Below are 19730 nucleotides of genomic sequence, written 5' to 3' on the forward strand. Positions count from 1 at the left end.
CAAGGGCAAGGAAGCCTCCGTATCAGTGGTGAAGTGGTTCAAGTTCTCGTGGGAGGGCTGCACGGCTTTTGAAACCCATCCTAGAGGGACAAAATCACATCTAAGATGCTAAGGATCTACGGTTATGGATCTAAAACGCCTGTTGTTCTCTGCTCTCGTTTGTGCGGGTGTGGGCGCTGTAATTGGGTTGGCGGCAGCGCAAATCTCGCCCTCTCCCTACCAAAGCCAAAGCTACATCAATCTCACCCGCCGCTATCCCTGGATCGGAGCGGCGGCAGGCTTTTTCGGTGGTGGGGTTATCTCTGCGGTGCAGCAGCTCAACGAACAATCCGATCGCCAGAATCGTTAGAGGCGCTGTTTAGTTGTTTTACTTCGACGGGTTGGAAGCGATGGGTTGACAGCGAGCCTGAGCAGCAGCCTTAACGCAACAGCAGATCAGGGACCGGCCAGAATTGCCACCGCGCTGGAGCAACTTGTGATGAAGTCGTTGCCATCGTCGCCTTGTGCGCCATCATCGCCTGCCCCTGCGACCAGGATGTCGATGCCGTTGCCGCCGCGCAGCCCATCGTTGCCATTGCCGCCATCCAGGTAGTCATTGCCGTTGTTGCCCAGCAGCAGGTCGTTGCCTTGTTCGCCGTAGAGGAAATCATTATCGAAGTCGCCGCCCGTGCCGCCATCGAGCGTGTCATTGCCGTCGTTGCCCAGAATCAGGTCAGGATCAAGGGTGCCGAGGGGATTGTCATCGTTGGGGGAGCCTGGAATAAATGCCATGGTTTGATTCTCCTAATTTGAGATGAGAGGGTTGAATATGGTTGTGGAAACGTTACGGGTACGATTGCGTTGTTGGCAGCACCGCACTGGTCTTGGTCTGGCTATTCCACAGTCATCAGCGACCAAACTTGTTTGGTTCGAGCTGATTAGGGCACTAGAATCACGTCGCCATTGACGCCATTCGTGATGCCGGTGAAGCCACCGCCTTTGCCGATGACATTGAAGCCAACGCTGCCCGGTGTACTCGTGCCGCTGAGAACCGCCCCAAACAGGTCAGTCCCAGTTGAAGCCGTGTTAAAGCTGATGTTGTTGAGCTGGAGATAGACGGTACCACTGTCGGCGAATATGCCCCCACCTCGATTGGTCGCGCTGTTTTGGCTGATCACATTGGCAATCAGGGTGGAGGTTCCACCAAAGCGATTGGAAATGCCGCCACCGTCAGTGGCCTGATTGTTGCGGAAATAGCTGCCCGTCACCGTCAGGCTGCCGATCAAGTTATAAACACCACCGCCAGAGTCTGCCGAGTTGTTGCTGAAGGTGCTGCTGTTGACCGTCAGGGTGCCACGGTTGGCAATGCCGCCGCCGAAGTCTGCCGAGTTGCCGCTGAAGGTGGTGCTGTTGACCGTCACGGTGCCATCGCTGCGAATGCCGCCGCCAGAGTCTGCCGAGTTGTTGCTGAAGCTGCTGTGATTCACCGTCAGGGTGCTACGGTTTTCAATGCCGCCGCCACCAGCGGCGATTGCCGAGTTGTTGCTGAAGCTGCTGCCATTCACCGTCAGGGTGCCCAAGTTTTCAATGCCGCCACCGGGTCCACCGACTGCCGAGTTACCGCTAAGGGTGCAGAACTGCATGGTCAAGGTGCCGTTGTTGCGGATGCCACCGCCGCTATCACTAGTCACCCGACCATTGGCGATGGTCAGTCCCGATAGCAGCACCGTGCCACTGCCAACGTTGAACACCCGGCTGGCGTTGTTGCCGCTAATTGTCGTGAAACTGGCACCGTTGCCAAAGATGTTGAGGTCACTGCTGATTGTCAACTGCCCACCTGTAAGGGTAATGGTCCCGTTGACAGCAAAGAAGATGTTATCGGTACCGTCCAGGTTGTTGGCAACGTTGATCGCTTCGCGTAGACTAATCACGCCATCGTTGGCATCGACCACATCGTTGAGGGTGGTGACCGTGAAGTTAGCTAGGGTTGAAGTATAATCAACCGCAGCAAGGCTTATTGCTTCAATTGCGCCACTGCTGTATTCCAACTCCCAGTCGCCGCCCAAACCGGTCAGGTCATCGGATGCGGCCACATCGGCTCCAGTCAGTTGAGCCAAACTATTTGCAAAGACCATGCCTGCATTGCCTGCCGCCACGTTGCAGCCATAGAGCAGGATATCAGCATGCGCGGTGAGCGAGTTGGACCACAGTTGTAATTCAGCATCGTACTCACTCAGATCATCAACCGTTTCTCCTCCTAATTGCAACGCGCCATTACTGCCATGCGAAACCAGGTGAACCGCACTGAGGTTAGACCGACTTGCCAGCACTTGGGTAATTTGCGCAATCGCATCCTGACTGGAATCGAGCAGATGTACCTCGGTACCCGGTTTGAACTTGGCAACCAGCGAAGCGGCATCGGCCACACCCGCATCGACAAAAGCAATCTCGTTACTCAAAGTAGGTATTTGTGTACTCATAAGATGAATCCTTGCCAAACAAAAGAGAATAAAAACTGAAACTCTTGTAGATGCTCCTCAGAAGATTTGAGTAGAAGAAATAGGATGGGCAAATTGCGTAACAAAATTGGTAGCACTGGGGTTAGGTGCGCCTAGCACGATGACAAGCTTGCCGCCCCAGGCCAAAGTCAAGACCTTCGCGGAGACTTAAGCAGAGACAGGCAGGACAGGAACCAATCCGTTCACTGCTTCTGCCTGAGTGACAAAATCACTGGCAGTCAGGTTAGGAGCACCAAACACGATGGCAAACTGCCCGCCCCTGTCGCCCAAGCCCGACTCTGCACCGTTGGGATTGAAAAACAGGTTGCCGGTGCCTCGGCTGTAGACAACCTTGCCGCTGCTGGTGGCCACCTCGCCATCATTGGCGACAAAGGCAATGTCAGCCCGTCCGTTGCTTAGTTGAAAAGATCTGCCCAGGTAGATTTTGTCTTCGCCTATCGTGAAGTCGTAAATGGTATCGACCCCAAGTATTGTGAAGTCAATCCCAAGTCCCTGACGCACCTGAGAAGATCCGGCACTGGCCAGAACAATACCCAACTGCCCGAAGCCAAAGGCATCTTGTCCGGGTCCACCGAACAAACTGTCGTTGCCAAAGTCGCCGGTTAAGCTGTCATTGCCAAAGCTGCCGATTAGGGTGTCGTTGCCATCGCCACCTGTGAGGAAGTCGTCGTTGTTGCCGCCATCAATGTAGTCGTCGTTGTTGCGACCATCCAAGCGGTCATTGCCATTAAGTCCATAGATGAAGTCGTTGCCATCGTCACCTTGTGCGCCATCATCGCCTGCCCCTGCGACCAGGATGTCGATGCCGTTGCCGCCGCGCAGCCCATCGTTGCCATTGCCGCCATCCAGGTAGTCATTGCCGTTGTTGCCCAGCAGCAGGTCGTTGCCTTGTTCGCCGTAGAGGAAATCATTATCGAAGTCGCCGCCCGTGCCGCCATCGAGCGTATCATTGCCGTCGTTGCCCAGAATCAGGTCAGGATCAAGGGTGCCGAGGGGATTGTCATCGTTGGGGGAGCCTGGAATAAATGCCATGGTTTGATTCTCCTAATTTGAGATGAGAGGGTTGAATATGGTTGTGGAAACGTTACGGGTACGATTGCGTTGTTGGCAGCACCGCACTGGTCTTGGTCTGGCTATTCCACAGTCATCAGCGACCAAACTTGTTTGGTTCGAGCTGATTAGGGCACTAGAATCACGTCGCCATTGACGCCATTCGTGATGCCGGTGAAGCCACCGCCTTTGCCGATGACATTGAAGCCAACGCTGCCCGGTGTACTCGTGCCGCTGAGAACCGCCCCAAACAGGTCAGTCCCAGTTGAAGCCGTGTTAAAGCTGATGTTGTTGAGCTGGAGATAGACGGTACCAGCGTCGGTAAACACCCCGCCACCTTGATTCGTCGCACGGTTCTGGCTGATCACGTTAGCGACTAGCGTGGACGTTCCACCAAAGCCATTAAAACGATTGGCAATGCCGCCGCCGCTATTGCTGGCCTGATTGTTGAGGAAGTAGCTGCCCGTCACCGTCATCGTGCCGCCACTGTTGGCAATGCCGCCGCCGAAGGTTGCTGAGTTGTTGCTGAAGCCGCTGCTGTTGACCGTCAGAGTGCCAAAGTTGTCAATGCCGCCGCCGAAGCGGTCTGCCGAGTTGTCGCTGAAGCTGCTGCCATTCACCGTCAGGATGCCAAAGTTGGCAATGCCACCACCACTGTTGCTTGCCGAGTTGCCGCTGAAGCTGCTGCTGCTGACCGTCAGGATGCCACGGTTGCGAATGCCGCCGCCGAAGAAGTTTGCCGAGTTGTTGCTGAAGCTGCTGCGGTTGACTGTCAGATTGCCTTCGTTGTCAATACCGCCGCCGAAGCGATCTGCCGAGTTGCTGCTGAAGGTGCAGAACTGCACGGTCAAGTTGCTAGTGTTGCGGATGCCGCCGCCATCATCACCAGCACCAGCCACCCGACCATTGGCGATTGTCAGCCCCGACAACAGGACGTTGCTACTGCCGATGTTGAAGACGCGATTGGTATTGTTACCGCTGATGGTGAGGAAGGAGGCACCGTTGCCATAGATGTTCAGATTACTACCGCTGATTGCTAACTCTCCTCCAGTCAGGGTGATAGTACCATTGACACTGAAGAAGATGTTATCCGTATCGGGCTGAGTATTGGCCTCGATAATCGCTTCGCGCAAAGTGAGGACGCCATCGTTAACATCGACTACATCACTGGTGCTGGTGACAAAGAAGTTGGCCAGTGTACCTTTATAAGCATCATCGGCAATCGCAGCCGTCTCGATACTGCCCGTCTGGTATTCCAGTTGCCAGTCGCCGCCCAAACCCGTCAGGTCATCGGATGCGGCTACATCGGCTCCAGTCAGTTGACTGAGTTGATTCACCAAAGCTTGTCCCGTTCCATCTGCTGCTACATTACAGCCATAGAGCAGAATGTCGGCATCAGCAGTGAGCGAGTTGGACCAGAGCTTCAGCTCAGCAATGTACTCACTCAAATCACTAATAGTATCTCCACCGAGTTGTAGTGCGCCATTGCTGCCATGCGAAACCAGGTGAACCGCACTGATATTGGAACGAGTCGATAGAATCTGAGTAATTTGGTCGATGGCAGCTTGACTCGAATCGAGCAGATGTACCTCGGTACTGGCTTGGAACTGAGCAATGAGTGAGGCAGAATCAGCAATGCCTGCATCGACAAACGCAATCTCAGTCGAAAATGAAACGAAACTAGAACTTGAGGGGTGAGACATAGTAACCTCCAGAGAACTACAACAAAATCAACATCCAATCAATCGTCATCGTCCAAGCAGCGAGTATGCTGAGAGACAGTCAGCAGAACAATAGAAATCGTGGCGAAAAAAGCAGACATTGGTGGCAAACGCCTGATCAGTTTGGCTCCGACTGCCTGGGTGCAGTGGGTCACCCAGCAGCCCGACTTGGTGGCCCAGGAAATCCTCGGCTCTGAGTTTCAGTGGCTCAGTCGAGAAAACGATGTGCTGGTGAAAGTCAGCAGTCCTGAGCAGGGCGAGTTTCTCATCCTCAACGAGTTGCAGTTGCGCTATGACGCCAACCTACCGAAGCGAATGCGAGCTTATGCAGCTCTGGCACAAGAGAAGTATGACTTGCCCGTTTACCCAGTGCTGGTCAACATCCTGCCGCCACCTGCTGCCCAGGTAATCGCCGATCGCTTTGAGTCGCGGGTTTTGGGGTTGCGGACACTTCAGGAGTATCGAGTCATCAACCTGTGGGAGGTAGAGGTAGACATTGTGTTTGAGCAGTCGTTGACGGCGTTGCTGCCGTTTGTGCCAATTCTCAAGCAGGGCGGCGAGGTGGCGGTCGTGCAGCGAGCCTTGACCGAGCTGCGGCAAGATGAGCAGATGGTCGAGTTAGAGGCATTGTTGGGTTTCTTTGCTAGTTTTGTATTGGACAGTGAAGTCGTCAGGCAAATCATGAGGTGGGACATGGCGGTACTACGAGAGTCACCCTGGTATCAAGAGATCTTGCGAGAGGGCGAGCGGCGGGGAGAGCTGCGAGGGCGGCAAGAAGGACGGCAAGAAGGACGGCAAGAAGGACGGCAAGAAGAGCGGCTATCGTTAATCCTCAAGCTCCTGACCCGTCGGGTAGGCAACCTGCCGCCCGAACTCCTCACCCAGGTGCAAGCTCTCTCGTTGGAACAACTCGAGACCCTAGGCGAAGCCCTACTCGATTTCACGGCCCTAAGTGACCTAGAGCACTGGCTAGCCGCCCTGCCCACCCAGGAGGCGAGTGGAGGGGTGGATGAGTAGGGGGTAGGGGGTGGATGAGTGGATGAGTGGGTGAGTGGACAAAGCAGAAAGGACCCCTCACTCCTCACCCCCTACCCCTCCACCCCCTACGCCACCAAAATCACATCCCCATTCACGCCGTTGACGATGCCCGTAAAGCCGCCGCCCTTGCCAATCAGGTTGAAGCCGCCGCTGATGTACGCCCCAAACAGGTCAACCCCACTCGGAGCACTGTTCTGCCGTACCTGAGAACGCCGAATCGTCACCTGATCGCCCACCCCGGCAAAGATGCCGCCGCCGCTGGTCGTAGCGCTGTTGAAGCGCAGAACTGAATCGGTGACCAGCAGCGTACTCGTACCGCTGGACACACCCAGCCCGATTGCCCCGCCATTGCTAGCACTGTTGCTGAGGAAGGTGGAGAGGCTGACCTTGGCATCGCTGCCGGTGAGGTAGAGACCGCCGCCGCTGTTGGTAGCCCGATTGCCCTGGAAGTAGCTGTTGCCCAGGTTGAGAACACCCTCGGCGAAGATGCCGCCGCCCTCATCGTCGGCCTGATTGTTGGTGAAGGTGCAGAAGTCAACTACGGCTTCGTTGGTGGTATAGAGTCCGCCGCCAACAATAGTGGCCCCGTTGTTGTTGAAGAGCGTGCCGACGGCATTCAGGACGCCAAAGTTGTAAATACCGCCGCCGCCGGCTCCTGCCGAGTTGTTGCTAAAGGTGCTGCTATTGACTGTCAGGTTGCCAACGTTGGTAATGCCGCCGCCGAAGCCTGCCGAGTTGCCGCTAAGGGTACTGCTGTTGACTGTCAGGCTGCCACCGTTGAAAATGCCGCCGCCAAACTTGACTCCTGAGTTGCCGCTAAAGGTACTGCTGTTGACTGTCAGGTTGCCAACGTTGTCAATGCCGCCACCGCCGGTTGCCAAGTTGTTGCTAAAGGTACTGCTGTTGACTGTCAGGCTGCCACCGTTGAAAATGCCGCCGCCGCCACCTGCCGAGTTGCCGCTGATGGTGCAGAACTGCACGGTTAAGTTGCCGCTGTTACGGATGCCGCCGCCCTCACCACCACCCGCTCGACCATTAGCGATCGTCAGACCCGACAACAGCACATTGCTATTGCTGACGTTGAACACGCGGCTGGCGTTGTTGCCGCTGATGGTGGTGAAGCTGGCTCCGTTGCCAAAGATGCTGAGGTTGCTGCTGATGCCCAGCTCTCCGCCTGTGAGGGTGAAGGTGCCGTTGACGCCAAAGAAGATGTTGTTGCTGCCGCCCAGAGTGTTGGCCGCATTGACCGCTTCTCGGAGGCTAATCACGCCGTCGCTGGGGTTGACGACATCGCTGAGAGTGGTGACGGTGAAGTTGGCCAATGTACCTTGATAGGTCATATCGGCAATCGCTGCCGTCTCGATTGTGCCCGTGTTGTATTCCAGATCCCAGTCGCCGCCCATTCCGGTCAGGTCATCGGACGCGGCCACATCCGCTCCAGTCAGTTGAGACAGACTGTTCACAAACGCCACGCCTGCCTCACCCGCCGCCACGTTACAGCCATAGAGCAGAATGTCAGCATCGGCAGTCAGCGAGTTGGACCACTGTTGTAATTCAGCATCGTACTCACTCAGGTCACGAATGGTGTCTCCACCCAACTGCAACGCGCCATTACTGCCATGCGAGACCAGGTGAACCGCACTGAGGTTAGACCGATTCGCCAGAACTTGAGTGATTTGCGCAATCGCATCCTGACTCGAATCGAGCAGATGCACTTCAGTACCGGGCTGAAACTGAGACACGAGTGAAGCCGAATCAGCAATGCCCGCATCGACGAAAGCAATCTGTCCGTTGAAGGAAACACTAGATTGAGTAGTCATCGGTTATACCTTGTTGAATCAAAACTGAACGAATTAATCTACAGATAAACAAACACAACCAGCTCAGCCCAGTTGACTAGAAGCCATTGCATAATCAGCAACTCCCCAACTGGGCTGAGCTGGATACACCCCCTAATACTTGGCAATCACCAGGTTGTAGTTGGTCGAACCGGTGAAGCGTCGCACTCTGATTCGATAGGTTCCCGCTGGCACGGCTTGGGTAATCAGCTCGGCCTGCAAGCCCGGATTGTTCGATGAGGCAATCACGGTACCCACACTGTCGAGAATCGCCAGGTCCGCATCGCCCGTGAGCACATACAGACTGGGGAACAGGGTTGCTCCTGTCGTGAGCGTCACCTGATACAGGTCTTCGGGGTCAGAGGCGTTGACCGTACCGCTGACGACCTGACCAAACACACCCAGTGTCCCCAGGTCACGCACCACAGACAAAGCGACGGTTTTGGTATCGCTCAATGCCCCGCCGCCAGTATTGCCGTTGTCATTCACGGTGATGGTCAGCGCGTCGTTACCAGAGAAGTTATTGGAGCTGGAGTAGCGCAGGTTAGTCAGGGCGCTGTTGATGTCGCTGACGCTGCCGGTGAGCGTGACGTTACCTGTACTGTTGCTGCCGATGGTGACGCCATTGGTTGTGCCAACGTTGAGCGTGCCGCTGTTGACGCTCAGGGTGACGGTGACAGGATTAGTTCCTGCATCGATATCGCTGATGCTGACGCCGCTAATCAAGCTGTTGTTGGAGAGGATCGACTGGGAGGTCGAGGTCAGGTTGACTACAGGTGGATCATTCACCGGGTTGACGGTAATGGTGAAGGTCTGAGGGGCAGAGGTGTCCTGTCCGCCGTTGGCGGTGCCGCCACTGTCTTGCAATTGGACTGTGACGGTTGCGGTGCCGCTAGCGTTAGCAGCCGGAGTGTAGGTGAGTCTGCCGGTGCTGTCGATGCTGGGCTGAGCCGAGAACAGGGCGGTGTTGTTGTTTGACACCAGGAAGCTGAGCGTTTGCCCTGCTTCATTTGGTCCGGCTGAGATGCCAGTTGCCCAGTTGTTGACGGTTTGAGGGCCGCTGTCTTCGTTCACGGTTTGGTCTGGCCCTTTGGTGAAGGAAGGGGCTTGGTTGACGGCGGTGATGGTAATGGTGAAGGTCTGAGGGGCGGAGGTATCGACTCCTCCATTGGCCGTGCCGCCGCTGTCTTGGAGTTGGACTGTGACGGTTGCGGTGCCGCTAGCGTTAGCAGCCGGAGTGTAGGTGAGGGTGCCTGTAGTTGGATCAATGCTGGGCTGAACGGAGAACAGACTGTTGTTGGTGTTGCTGGTCAGGAAGGTCAGCGTTTGTCCTGCTTCGTTGGCGGGTCCGGCTGAGCGGTTGGTGGCCCAGTTGTTCACCGTTTGAGGGCCGCTGTTTTGCAGGCTGGTCTGGTCTGGTCCTCTGGTGAAGGAGGGGGCATCGTTGACCGGGTTGACGGTGAGGGTGAAGCTAGTCTCCACGAATAGCCCGCCGGGGTCAGTGGCGCGGACGGTGAGGTTGGCGGTGCCAAAGGCGTTGGCAGCATAGGCCAGGTTGAGATTGCCGCCGCTGATGCTGGTGCTCACCAGTCCAGAGTTGCTGTTGGCTGTGACGCTGTAGCTCAGGCCAGAGTCAGGGGTTTCGGCATCGGCAAAAGCATCGAACAGGTTGATCACCGTGGCCGGGGCGTCTTCGTTCACCGTGACGTTGGCGATGCCGGCGGTGGTGGGAGGGCTGTTGGATGGTACGAACTCAAAAGCCCCGATGTCATCTGCGGACCCTTGGGGGCGAGCAATGCCGCGTTGGTCAGTGGTCAGCGCAGTGTTGCCTGCATTAATGGCGGGGCTACCGGCAACAAGGGCAAGGGTTTGGGTGGGACCGCCGTTGTTCCGTAGGGTCGTGTCAAGAATAGCGCTGAGGTCAACGGTGGGAATAACGTCAGTGCTGACGGTCGTGATATTGACCAAGCCGCTGTCGCCGTTGAAGCCAAACAGGTTGTAGCCACCAGAGGTCACCGGGGTCAAGCTGCGAATCTCTCGACCATTTGGGGAGGCGTTGCCTGCAACAATGCTGTTGCTCACTGTCAGCGTGACTCCACCGTGGAAGATGCCGCCGCCAGCCTCGCTTGCCGAGTTGCCAGTGAAGGTGCTGTTGCTCACCGTCAGCCTCCCCTGGGGTTGGTTGAGGATACCGCCACCGCCTACTGCCGAGTTGCCAGTGAAGGTGCTGTTGCTCACCGTTAGCGTGCCATTGTTGTCGATCGCGCCGCCGCCGCTTGCCCGGTTGCCAGTGAAGGTGCTGTTGCTCACCGTCATTGTGCCACGGTTGTCGATGGCGCCGCCCGGATTGCCTGCCGAATTGCCACTGAAGGTGCTGTTGCTCACCGTTAGCGTGCCGTCGCTGTAGATGGCGCCGCCGAAGCCGCTTCCTGTCGAATTGCCAGTGAAGGTGCTGTTGCTCACCGTTAGCGTGCCATTGTTGAGGATGCCGCCACCGTCGTTGGCTATGGTTCTTCCTCCACTAATGATCAGTCCATTCAGCGCGGCAGCAGCCCCAGCGGCAACGTTGAAGACGCGGGCGACGTTGTTGCCGCTCACCGTGATAGACCCGGCTCCATTAACCGTGGTTTCGGCACTGTCGGTCAGAGACAATACGCTGGTCAGGGTAATCGTACCGGTAACACTGAAGTTGATCGTGTCTGCCACTCCAACACTGGCGTTCGCATCCGCGATTGCCTGCCGTAAGGAACCGGCTCCAGTGTCAGCCAGCGTATTGACCGTGTAGATTGCCAAAACGTTTTGATAGGCTGCTTCGGCCCAATCCGCCAACACTCCTGATGCTTCAATGCTGCCGGTGCTAAATTCCAGTTCCCAATCGCCGCCCAGAACACTGCTGCCCGTCAGGTCAGTTGATGCAGCGACATCCGCTCCGGTCAATGCGGCAAGCTGGCTGACGAAGCCCTGCCCCGTACTATCTGCCGCCACGTTACAGCCATAGAGCAGAATGTCGGCATCGGCGGTGAGGGATTGTGCCCAGAGTTGTAGCGCGTCATCGTAGCCGCTGAGATTTGAGAGAGATTCTCCACCCAACAGCAGAGCGCCATTGCTGCCATGCGAAAGGATATGAATTGCGCTGATGTTAGACCGACTCGCTAGAATCTGGGTGATTTGCGCAATCGCATCCTGACTCGCATCGAGCAGATGCACTTCGGTGCCTGCTGTGAACTGAGCGATTAGTGAACTAGAGTCGGCAACGCCTGCATCGACAAAGGCTATCTCAGTTGGACTCAAACTCTGTAGATTCGACATAGAAACCTCTGGAGTAATCGAAAGGGTCATTCAGGAGCACACAAACAGCACAATTCCCCAGCTTCCTCAAAAAGCCAGGGCACCACTGATATCAGCCACTGCCGCTACCACCTCAAACCAAGTCGCCACCCCAGAACTGGGCAGCTTCTAACCGCTGAGGTAACGGTGATAAGTTGGAAAATTGCGCACTTGTCGGACCGATGCAGGTCCAGCCAGATAGAGATGCAATCAGAATTGCAATTAGAACAGATAGCGTGGATGTTGTAGCAGAGTTTGTAGCAAATTTTATGACTAATTCTGGGTCTAGGATGCGAGCAATCGGATCACCCGCAACCGACTCAAACCGACCGGGAGAACGATCAGACATAGAGGGATGACAAAGGGGGGGACTTTGGATAGATCTGAAGCGGCAACTTGGATAGCCAGACTAAAGCAGCAAAGTTCTCCAAGCCATATCACTTCAAATAGGGACTAAATTCACTTGAAGCTGACGCCAACGTTGGCGCTGTTGACACAAACCCTGAAGCAGAATCACGGTCCACTATCAAACTTATAAAGCAAGTTTACGAAACTCTCTGATTCCTTCCACTTAAATTTATACAAGCTTGACAGAATAATTACGGAAGTTAACAAAACGGCTGTCACCGAGCATTAAGCGACAACCGCTCACGCTCCAGCGCAGTGCTGAAGCACAACCGCAAGCATAGCCAAGCCGTTACTTGCTAAATTCACAAAAAGTCACCCATCCCGACTTGCGTTATGTCGCCTAATGCTCTATGCTTTGCTCACGAGTTCAGTGATGCTGAACCGGTAGACAGCTTAAGGCGAGGTCGCTGACTAGAAGTGTTAGCCGCACATCTAGCCAGCTAACCAAAGTCTCTGTTAGCAGCAGAGAACCTGGCTGTGTCAAGTGTAAACGATCGTTGCAGCCGATGGACCGCTTGCCGGTGCAACAGTTTCTGCTGCAACCAGATCGGGCGATTTGACACTCCTCGTTACCCGTGGTTAGACCACCACGCCTTAAGTTTTCTTCTCACTTCACCAGAAAACAGCAAGAAAACAAAGGCGAATCAACATGACTACAGAGTTTAACCCACGGCTGGCAAAGCAGTTTAGCGAGCAATTGGGCAATCAATTGGGCAATTCGGGCATCAATCTGGGCGGTGACAAGCTCCGTATTTGGCTGATTGGCACTCAGGAGCAGATTGAGTTTGCGATCCACGAGTTGGTGGTCAAGCAGGTAGCCAGCGACCGGGGCAAATTCACGCCGATTGTGCCCTTTCCCCTACTAGCGGGCAAATATATCAGCATTCTGGTGCGTTGACTCGATTATTAGCTCAGTTATTGCCCCAATTATTATCCCAATTATTATCCTAGCTATCACCTCGGTAGTTGATGTTTTGCTGTAGAGCTACAGTCAAAATGATTGAACATTGATGCTTTGTCGTTGCTGAGGTGATAGCAGAATGAATTGGCTAGATTAGCTATGGATATACTAGGGATGAAAACTGAAGGAAATCTATTATGGCGAAAAGCGAGGGCGAGAAGCGGGACGGCAAGAAGGTCGGCAGGAAGGTCGGCAATCGCTGATCCTCAAGCTCTTGGCTCGCCGTGTCGGTGAGTTGCCATTAGAGATTGTGGCTCAGGTGCAAGCCCTTGACTTGGAACAGCTAGAGGCGCTAGGAGAAGCGTTGTTTGACTTCTCCACACTGACAGATTTGCTAGATTGGCTAGCTACCCACCGACCCAACCGTGAGGGGAATTAGACAAACGTGGCAAAGTCGCTTGCTCTTAGAGCAGGTTGGTCATTCAGAACAGCAAACTGGCCGCCACCCCCAAACCCAGAGCGAGAGCCATTCGGGTTATAGTAGAGCCGACCCAAATCGCGGACATAGGTAATCAGAGCGCGGCTGGTCTTTGCTGCTGCAATATCATCGACTGTAGCAAAGCGAATACGTTGGCCCGCTTCTAGCGCTGTGAAGGTGCCTGCATCGAGAATAATCTTGTCCCTACCGCGCTCAAAATCAACAATCCGGTCGATACCCAACGCTTGACGGCTAAACGGTGTTTCCAACCCCTCTGGGTAATTAGGGGTAGCGCTAAAGATAAAGCTATCTTTGCCTCTACCACCCGTGAGTCGGTCATTTCCGGCACCGCCGATCAGCCGGTCATCGCCATTCAAACCCAGCAGTTCGTCATTCCCAGACAAACCGTTCAGCAGATTGGCGCGTTTGTTGCCGCGAATCCGATCATCCCGCACTGTACCAATCGCATCATCGAAGCCTTTCACCGATTTGGTAATTCGGGTGGGGCCATTCAGCACGAAAGTACCTTTGTCGAGATCAATCCGCACCGCGCCGCTGAACTCACTAGAGGCATCGACGAACTTCTTATCGTCATCGGTCGTGCCAATCGCAATAGCATCGGTGGCAGTAGTGTTGTTGAGGAACACGGTGGCATCTTGATTGGCAGGACTGATACCCACCCAATCGAGTTTATTGTCTTGGTTAAAGTCGCCGGTTGCCAGTTTGGAGCTACCAAACGATCCAGAGGCCAGGAACGAAACCGGACGGCTGAAGCTGCCTCTGCCGTTGCCCAGAAAAATCGAAGTGCCGTCGCTGCCAGAGCCGAGGAATGTCGTTGCTAAATCAACCCGCCCATCTCCATTAAAATCCCCGGCTGTAATCGCACTAGCATTCTGCTCAGTTTGAAAAACCAACCGCAGCGAACCAGTCAGATCGCCTAGCAGCACAGAAACCGTGCGCCCCGACAGGGCAGCGACATCGAGTCTGCCATCGCCATTGAAGTCAGCCGTGACTAGATCGGATGTGCCAGAGGAGTTATTCTTGAGGTCTACTGCCGGACGTTCGGTGAAGCCACCTTTGCCATCGCCCAGCAGCAGCAACAGTTTGTTGGCATTGGTAGTACTGGATATTGTGAGTGCCGCAATATCCAACCGGCCATCGTTATTGAAATCTCTCAGCGTTAAGGCTTTGGGACTATCGCTGAGCGTCTGAGTTTTGATTGAACTAAAGTCACCCGCCCCATTGCCGAGTAAAATCGACAGACTTCTGCCGCCTGCCGTCACTGCATCTAGGCGTCGATCTCCATCGATATCTCCCACCGCCACGGCCTGCGGATTATCGGGCAGAATTTGGCTGGTGGTGCTAGCGCGAAAATTGCCGCGATTATTGCCTAGATTAACAAACACGTCGCTGATGGTGCTGCCAAATAGATCGCCAACGGTGATCACATCTAAAACGTTATCGTTATTGAAATCTCCAACCGCGAGGGCCGTGGCTGAACCAAATCCTGCCCCCGAAGACACGATCGGCGACGAGTTGAACCGGCCATTGCTGCTGCCCAACAGGACCGAAACAGCGCCCGTTTGCACAACTGACGATGACGCTACAGTTCCACCAGAAATCAAATCTAGGATGCCATCGCCATTCACGTCGGCTACAGCAACTGAGTAGGGCGTTACACCAACTCGGACGGTATTTCCAGCGTCGAAACTCACAGACATAAAACAGAATGCTCCTTAAGCAGGGAATTTTAGATGATATGCGGGTTCATCTTAGCTACGTCAATCAACACTAAGCAGGCAAGCAGAATTAAACACTAAACGTAGGGCAGGCATCCTGCCTGCTGGCGAACCAAATAGCGGATCAGTTATCCGCATTACGGGTCTGCTCAATCATTGGGTTGACCTACTTTAGTAGACTTAGCTATATCGCACCAGGTTCCTCTTTAAATTTTTAATTAATGGTAATTCGCGTTTAATGTAAATCACCTTAGACGCAGATCAACCATTAAACTGAATGACAAATTATTTTTACTCGCCTTCCTTAATTGCCGCTTCCATCGCATGGGTTTCCCAAAGCGACTGATACAGGCCATCTTGGGCCAATAATTCCGCATGGGTGCCCGCCTGCACGATGCGGCCATGATCCATCACCAGAATTCGATCTGCCGCCGCTGCTGCTGAAAGCTGGTGAGAAATAAACAGAACCGTTTTGCGCTCTGTCCCTTCTGAGAGCTGATTTAAAATTGCCGTTGCGGTTTGGTTGTCCACACTAGAGAGGGCATCATCCAAAATCAAAACGGGTGCATCCACCAACAAGGCGCGAGCGAGGGCGGTCCGCTGGCGCTGTCCACCGGAGAGGGTAATGCCTCGTTCGCCCACAATCGTTTTGTACTGCTGCGGAAAATTGAGAATTTCGGGATGGATCTGGGCCTGTTTGGCAGCCTGTTCCACTTCTGGCTGTTCGCTAGTGGGGCCCCCATAGCGGATATTGTTTTTGATCGTCGTGCTGAACAAAAAGCTTTCCTGGGGTACATAGGCAATCGCCGCCCGCAGATCGCGCAGCCGGATCTGAGTAATATCGTAGCCATCGAGGTAGAGTTGGCCGGGGGCAATGTCGAGTAGACGCGGCAACGCATTGGCAAGGGTAGACTTCCCGGAACCAATCGATCCAACGACGGCCACGGTTTCGCCTGGTTTAATCGTGAAGTTGACATCATTGAGGGCTGGGGTAGTAGCTCCCGGATAGGTATAGGTGAGGTGATGGGCACTCAGCCAGCCGCGCACATCCGACCGGGGTAAAGCTATGGCATTCGGGGCGTCCTGCACTTGAGGCTTGGTAGAGAGGATGGCTTCCAAGCGGTCGATACTCACTTCGCCCCGCTGATAGGCTGTAATCGTAAAGCCCAGCAGCGCTGTGGGAAATACCAGCCGTTCGGCAAACAACAGCAGCGCCACAAAATCCCCGACGCTGAGGGTGGCACTGGCGATTGCCCCAATCCCCAGGACTAAAATGACCAGTTGACTGAGGCTAGCCAACCCGCGCAGTAAGGGAAACAGCGTATTTTGCGTTTTCGACAGCCGCAGATTGGCGCTGAGCAATTGCTGATTCAACTGACGAAAGGCCCGCCGCTCATTTTCTTCTTGGGCATAGATCTTGATCAAGGCAATGCCGCTCATGTCTTCCTGGATCAGATCGCTCAGGTCCGCCGTTTCCTGCTGCACCGCTAGCTGTTGCGCCCGCAGCCGATGGCTAAACAACTGCACCAAAATCAGAATTGCTGGGTAAACCGCCAACGAGGCCAGCGTCAGCTTCACGTCAATCCCTAACATTGCAGGCAGCGTCAGCCCATAGGCAAACACCATATTCGCCAAACTGAGGACGGCAAAACCCAACAGGCGGCGAATATTATCCACATCGCTAGTAGCGCGGCTGATCAAATCTCCAGGCGTGTTGATCGTAAAGTAGGCTGGCTCTAGCGTCAGTAGATGCTTGAAGATGCGCTGCTTCAGGTCAAACTCTACCTGTCGCCCCACGCCAAACAGCAACACCCGCGATGACATCCGCACCACCCACATCACCGACGCCAGCAGCAAAACCAGCAGTGCGTAGTAGATAACGCGATTCAGATTAAAGGTCTGCTGTAGCTCATCCAGCCCATCCCGAATCAGCAGCGGAATGTAGACCCCTACCGCATTGACCACAAACAAAGAAAAAATACCGATGGCTGCTTTACGCCAGTGAGGCCGCAGGTAGGTTGCCAGGGTTTGCAGTCGGGAGTGAGCCATTGATCGATTAGTAGTAAATTCTCAAATAAACAAAAAACAAGCAAAAAACAAGCAAAGTTAGCTTTAGCCAGCAGAGTACACCCGCAGCTATTGCCTTTCTTATTCTGGCGCATTGACTCTCTTCACCGTTCAACGATTTACTGCTCACTTGAGCAGTGCTACAAACGGATACAAAAAACTACAGGCTTGCAAAGAGCTATGCAGCAGCTTACATGGTGAGGGGATCGGCTAGCCACCCTCGCAGGAAGTAGTAAACCGTGGTCAGATACTCGTTCACCACCCGTGAGGTGATCACCAGCGCCTCTGCACTCGGAATCAGATCGGTGAGAGCGGCCAACTCCCAGCCCCGCTGTAGCTGAAACACATAGAAGTCGGTAGGGCAGGGGATGACTTCAAAGTACAACCGCCGAAAGGTGGAACTGGCTCGCCGGGCCATGATCACTGGCGTCACGAGGACAATCGGAATTCGAGCGCTGATTGACCCAGAAGACGGCAGCTCGCGCACGCCATTGTCGCAAACGGCAAACAGCCGACACTCTATATTCTGGCTTTGCGGATCGAGGATGCGGCGGGCTTCGATCGCGCTAGTGCGAGGATCTACCCCGATGCGATCGAGTTTGATCTGGCTTTGGGGCACTCCATTGCGGGTTAATAGCGCAATCACCGCCTGGTCTTCGCTGGTTAAGGGGCGTCCGCGTGAATCAACCGGCTGCGGACCAATGCTGACAATGACGAGTGGGTTGTTACCTCGTTGGGCCCGGGTGGTATATAGCTCGGCGGCATAGAGCAAACGCGCCTGCAGCGTGATGCTAATCCCATCGCCAAGACGAGTCATCTGGGTGCGGATCCGCGCGGCTGGATCAATCGGGACAGAGCCATCCCCCAGAACGACAATCGCCTGCACGGCTCGTGGGTTAGAGACTTCCTGTCGCCGAATGGCTTCCATCACCGAGCGCTGTTCGGTTTGGGCCGTCAGTAAATAGGCTGTGACTGGCAAACTGAAGATCAGCAAAATCACAAAGGCGGCAATTACCTGGTTCGCTTTAATTTTTCCTGGTCCCTCAGCCAGTGCATAGGCCAGCAAAACCAAGACTAAACCTAAGGGCCGTAATGGAAAGGAAAGGATGGCCCACAGGATGCCAACAGTGCGATTGCCGGGCTGAATGAAGGCCATCACGATCAGGGCAATCAGAACGGCAACGCCAAACCAGGCAAAGTACTTTGTATTGTAAATTTTGGGCCAAAATGCCCGCAGCAGGTAGTAAAGCCCTACCAGAAGCAAAATCTGAGTAATCAGTTCAAACATCGCCGCTTTTCCTTCCACCTCCGGCGCGAGCCACAGTCGGCAGTAGACTCACACAAACCTGTTTAACTCTACTGAAACTAGAGCCAAATCAACCATGCGCTTGTGGGAATTTTAGGAAATTTATCGCGGCAGAGGTTAGAAGCAGGCTAGAGACAGGCTAGGCAAACGCAGCCTTGGATGTGGCATCAGGGGGTAGTCCCGACAGTTGGCCGACTTAGATAGGCGCTTAGTAGGCTCCCGACTTATTGATTAGAACCCAGATCGTTTGCCAGATCAGCGCCAGATCGTAAATCGGACTCCAGCGGTGCTGATACCGCAGATCCAAATCGACGATTTCCTCAAAATCTTTGATCGCAGAGCGACCGTTGACCTGCCACTCACCCGTCAGCCCCGGCTTGACATTCAGCCGCAGCCAGTGGCGAGCTTCATAGCGGCTAACCTCATCGCGAGTTGGGGGACGAGTGCCGACCAAGCTCATGTCGCCCTTCAGCACATTCCAAAACTGGGGCAGCTCATCCAGGCTAGTTTTGCGCAGGAAGCGGCCCACACGAGTAACGCGCGGATCGTGGCGATTTTTGAAAATCAGACCGTTGGCTTCATTCGGTACGTGCGATTTCAACGCATCGGCATTTTGCACCATCGAACGAAACTTGAGAATCGTGAACGGACGCCCTTGTAAGCCAAATCGCTCTTGCCGATAGAGAATAGGCCCTGGACTGTCAAGCTTGATCGCAGCGGCAACTGGGATAAACAGAATTGCTAACAGCAGCAACCCAACCAAGGCACCCACAATATCAATCGAACGCTTAATTAAACACAACGCTGAGCGATGAGGTGGGTCAGGACAAGGCGGTAATGCCGTTGTTGCGGTTTCTTCGGTAGTAGATTTTCCCTTGGTTGCTGCATCTGTCATCGGTCACACCTACGAGCAAAATTACCGTGAGAACACGTAAACATATTTACAAGCAATTCAGCCTGCCTCCGTGAATTTAGGCAGATAGAATCCAAACCTCGACAAATCTTCGCACTTTAGGGGTTGTTGCCCCTCTTGACGTTCAACTATTCAGAGTGTTTCCTGAACAGGAAAAATAAAACAATTATAAAGACGCTGTTATTTCTATTCCTAATCTAAGTCACTTCTATGCCTAATCTAGATTTTCAATATATGCTCGACGCCTTATTAGATAACGCTTTCAGAGATTTTGTCTAGTACTGAGTGATACAAAGACATACGAACTTTATGAATAGTCTGTTTTATGAATTTCGTGTGAAGCTGGTACCCTACCTAGCCAAGATCTCGCAGATTTCATGCAGAAGCTAGGGTCCAAAATTGCTGGAAAAGTAGTAAAAGTAAGTGGCAAAACCGCAGTTCCCCAG

The 19730-nt window shown here is 54.2% G+C and carries 15 protein-coding genes; 4 read left to right on the forward strand and 11 right to left on the reverse strand.

The annotated features are described in order from the left end of the window. Positions 1–124 precede the first annotated feature (124 nt). Entirely contained in the window at positions 125–349 is a 225-nt protein-coding gene (locus HJG54_RS20315) for a hypothetical protein (protein WP_316431015.1), read from the forward strand. A gap of 86 nt (positions 350–435) precedes the next feature. On the opposite strand, the gene HJG54_RS20320 is transcribed toward HJG54_RS20315, so the two are convergent. From HJG54_RS20320 to HJG54_RS20335, 4 genes are all read right to left on the reverse strand, one after another. Beyond that, positions 436–771, reverse strand: coding sequence for a calcium-binding protein (locus tag HJG54_RS20320; protein ID WP_316431017.1), 336 nt, complete (start codon positions 769–771; stop codon positions 436–438). A 146-nt stretch (positions 772–917) separates the two neighbouring features. Further along, positions 918–2459: a DUF4347 domain-containing protein gene (locus HJG54_RS20325; RefSeq protein WP_316431019.1), complete on the reverse strand. Its 1542-nt coding sequence runs from the start codon at positions 2457–2459 to the stop codon at positions 918–920. Positions 2460–2645: 186 nt separating this feature from the next. Beyond that, positions 2646–3530: a calcium-binding protein gene (locus tag HJG54_RS20330; RefSeq protein WP_316431020.1), complete on the reverse strand. Its 885-nt coding sequence runs from the start codon at positions 3528–3530 to the stop codon at positions 2646–2648. 146 nt (positions 3531–3676) lie between these two features. After that, positions 3677–5251 carry a DUF4347 domain-containing protein gene (locus tag HJG54_RS20335; RefSeq protein WP_316431021.1) on the reverse strand — a complete coding sequence of 525 codons (1575 nt, stop codon included), beginning with the start codon at positions 5249–5251 and terminating at the stop codon, positions 3677–3679. Between the two features lie 99 nt (positions 5252–5350). On the opposite strand from HJG54_RS20335, the gene HJG54_RS20340 reads away from it, so the two are divergent. Next, positions 5351–6286 (forward strand): Rpn family recombination-promoting nuclease/putative transposase, encoded by a 936-nt coding sequence (locus HJG54_RS20340; RefSeq protein ID WP_316431022.1) that lies wholly within the window; start codon positions 5351–5353, stop codon positions 6284–6286. A gap of 86 nt (positions 6287–6372) precedes the next feature. Here the strand turns inward: HJG54_RS20340 and HJG54_RS20345 are convergent, their stop codons facing one another. From HJG54_RS20345 to HJG54_RS20355, 3 genes are all read right to left on the reverse strand, one after another. Beyond that, on the reverse strand, positions 6373–8127 hold the full coding sequence (locus HJG54_RS20345) for a DUF4347 domain-containing protein (protein WP_316431025.1): 1755 nt from the start codon (positions 8125–8127) through the stop codon (positions 6373–6375). A gap of 132 nt (positions 8128–8259) precedes the next feature. After that, positions 8260–11454, reverse strand: a complete 3195-nt coding sequence (locus HJG54_RS20350; protein ID WP_316431026.1) for a DUF4347 domain-containing protein — start codon at positions 11452–11454, stop codon at positions 8260–8262. Positions 11455–11566: 112 nt separating this feature from the next. Beyond that, positions 11567–11821 carry a hypothetical protein gene (locus HJG54_RS20355; protein ID WP_316431028.1) on the reverse strand — a complete coding sequence of 85 codons (255 nt, stop codon included), beginning with the start codon at positions 11819–11821 and terminating at the stop codon, positions 11567–11569. Between the two features lie 708 nt (positions 11822–12529). Between HJG54_RS20355 and HJG54_RS20360 the strand changes: the two genes are divergently transcribed. Beyond that, positions 12530–12778 carry a hypothetical protein gene (locus HJG54_RS20360; protein ID WP_316431030.1) on the forward strand — a complete coding sequence of 83 codons (249 nt, stop codon included), beginning with the start codon at positions 12530–12532 and terminating at the stop codon, positions 12776–12778. Between the two features lie 193 nt (positions 12779–12971). Continuing rightward, entirely contained in the window at positions 12972–13220 is a 249-nt protein-coding gene (locus HJG54_RS20365; RefSeq protein WP_316435652.1) for a DUF4351 domain-containing protein, read from the forward strand. On the opposite strand, the gene HJG54_RS20370 is transcribed toward HJG54_RS20365, so the two are convergent. From HJG54_RS20370 to HJG54_RS20385, 4 genes are all read right to left on the reverse strand, one after another. Beyond that, a complete protein-coding gene (locus HJG54_RS20370; protein WP_316431031.1) occupies positions 13217–14980 on the reverse strand; it encodes an FG-GAP-like repeat-containing protein in 1764 nt (587 codons plus the stop codon). The genes HJG54_RS20365 and HJG54_RS20370 overlap by 4 nt on opposite strands. A 309-nt stretch (positions 14981–15289) precedes the next feature. Beyond that, the gene (locus HJG54_RS20375) at positions 15290–17047 is read right to left on the reverse strand and encodes an ABC transporter ATP-binding protein (RefSeq protein ID WP_316431033.1); all 1758 of its coding nucleotides are present in this window, start codon (positions 17045–17047) and stop codon (positions 15290–15292) included. Between the two features lie 208 nt (positions 17048–17255). Further along, positions 17256–18353 carry a YdcF family protein gene (locus tag HJG54_RS20380; protein WP_316431034.1) on the reverse strand — a complete coding sequence of 366 codons (1098 nt, stop codon included), beginning with the start codon at positions 18351–18353 and terminating at the stop codon, positions 17256–17258. A gap of 226 nt (positions 18354–18579) precedes the next feature. After that, complete coding sequence (locus HJG54_RS20385; protein ID WP_316431036.1) at positions 18580–19266, reverse strand: sugar transferase; 687 nt, start codon at positions 19264–19266, stop codon at positions 18580–18582. Positions 19267–19730: the final 464 nt, after the last annotated feature.

Source organism: Leptolyngbya sp. NK1-12 (genome assembly GCF_032598965.1).
GTDB lineage: Bacteria > Cyanobacteriota > Cyanobacteriia > Elainellales > Elainellaceae > Elainella.

Coding starts and splice junctions, on each gene's coding strand:
- HJG54_RS20325 (WP_316431019.1), bottom strand. CDS start 2,459: ATGAGTACACAAATACCTACTTTGAGTAACGAGATTGCTTTTGTCGAT.
- HJG54_RS20375 (WP_316431033.1), bottom strand. CDS start 17,047: ATGGCTCACTCCCGACTGCAAACCCTGGCAACCTACCTGCGGCCTCAC.
- HJG54_RS20350 (WP_316431026.1), bottom strand. CDS start 11,454: ATGTCGAATCTACAGAGTTTGAGTCCAACTGAGATAGCCTTTGTCGAT.
- HJG54_RS20320 (WP_316431017.1), bottom strand. CDS start 771: ATGGCATTTATTCCAGGCTCCCCCAACGATGACAATCCCCTCGGCACC.
- HJG54_RS20315 (WP_316431015.1), top strand. CDS start 125: ATGGATCTAAAACGCCTGTTGTTCTCTGCTCTCGTTTGTGCGGGTGTG.
- HJG54_RS20345 (WP_316431025.1), bottom strand. CDS start 8,127: ATGACTACTCAATCTAGTGTTTCCTTCAACGGACAGATTGCTTTCGTC.
- HJG54_RS20385 (WP_316431036.1), bottom strand. CDS start 19,266: ATGACAGATGCAGCAACCAAGGGAAAATCTACTACCGAAGAAACCGCA.
- HJG54_RS20335 (WP_316431021.1), bottom strand. CDS start 5,251: ATGTCTCACCCCTCAAGTTCTAGTTTCGTTTCATTTTCGACTGAGATT.
- HJG54_RS20380 (WP_316431034.1), bottom strand. CDS start 18,353: ATGTTTGAACTGATTACTCAGATTTTGCTTCTGGTAGGGCTTTACTAC.
- HJG54_RS20355 (WP_316431028.1), bottom strand. CDS start 11,821: ATGTCTGATCGTTCTCCCGGTCGGTTTGAGTCGGTTGCGGGTGATCCG.
- HJG54_RS20360 (WP_316431030.1), top strand. CDS start 12,530: ATGACTACAGAGTTTAACCCACGGCTGGCAAAGCAGTTTAGCGAGCAA.
- HJG54_RS20370 (WP_316431031.1), bottom strand. CDS start 14,980: ATGTCTGTGAGTTTCGACGCTGGAAATACCGTCCGAGTTGGTGTAACG.
- HJG54_RS20330 (WP_316431020.1), bottom strand. CDS start 3,530: ATGGCATTTATTCCAGGCTCCCCCAACGATGACAATCCCCTCGGCACC.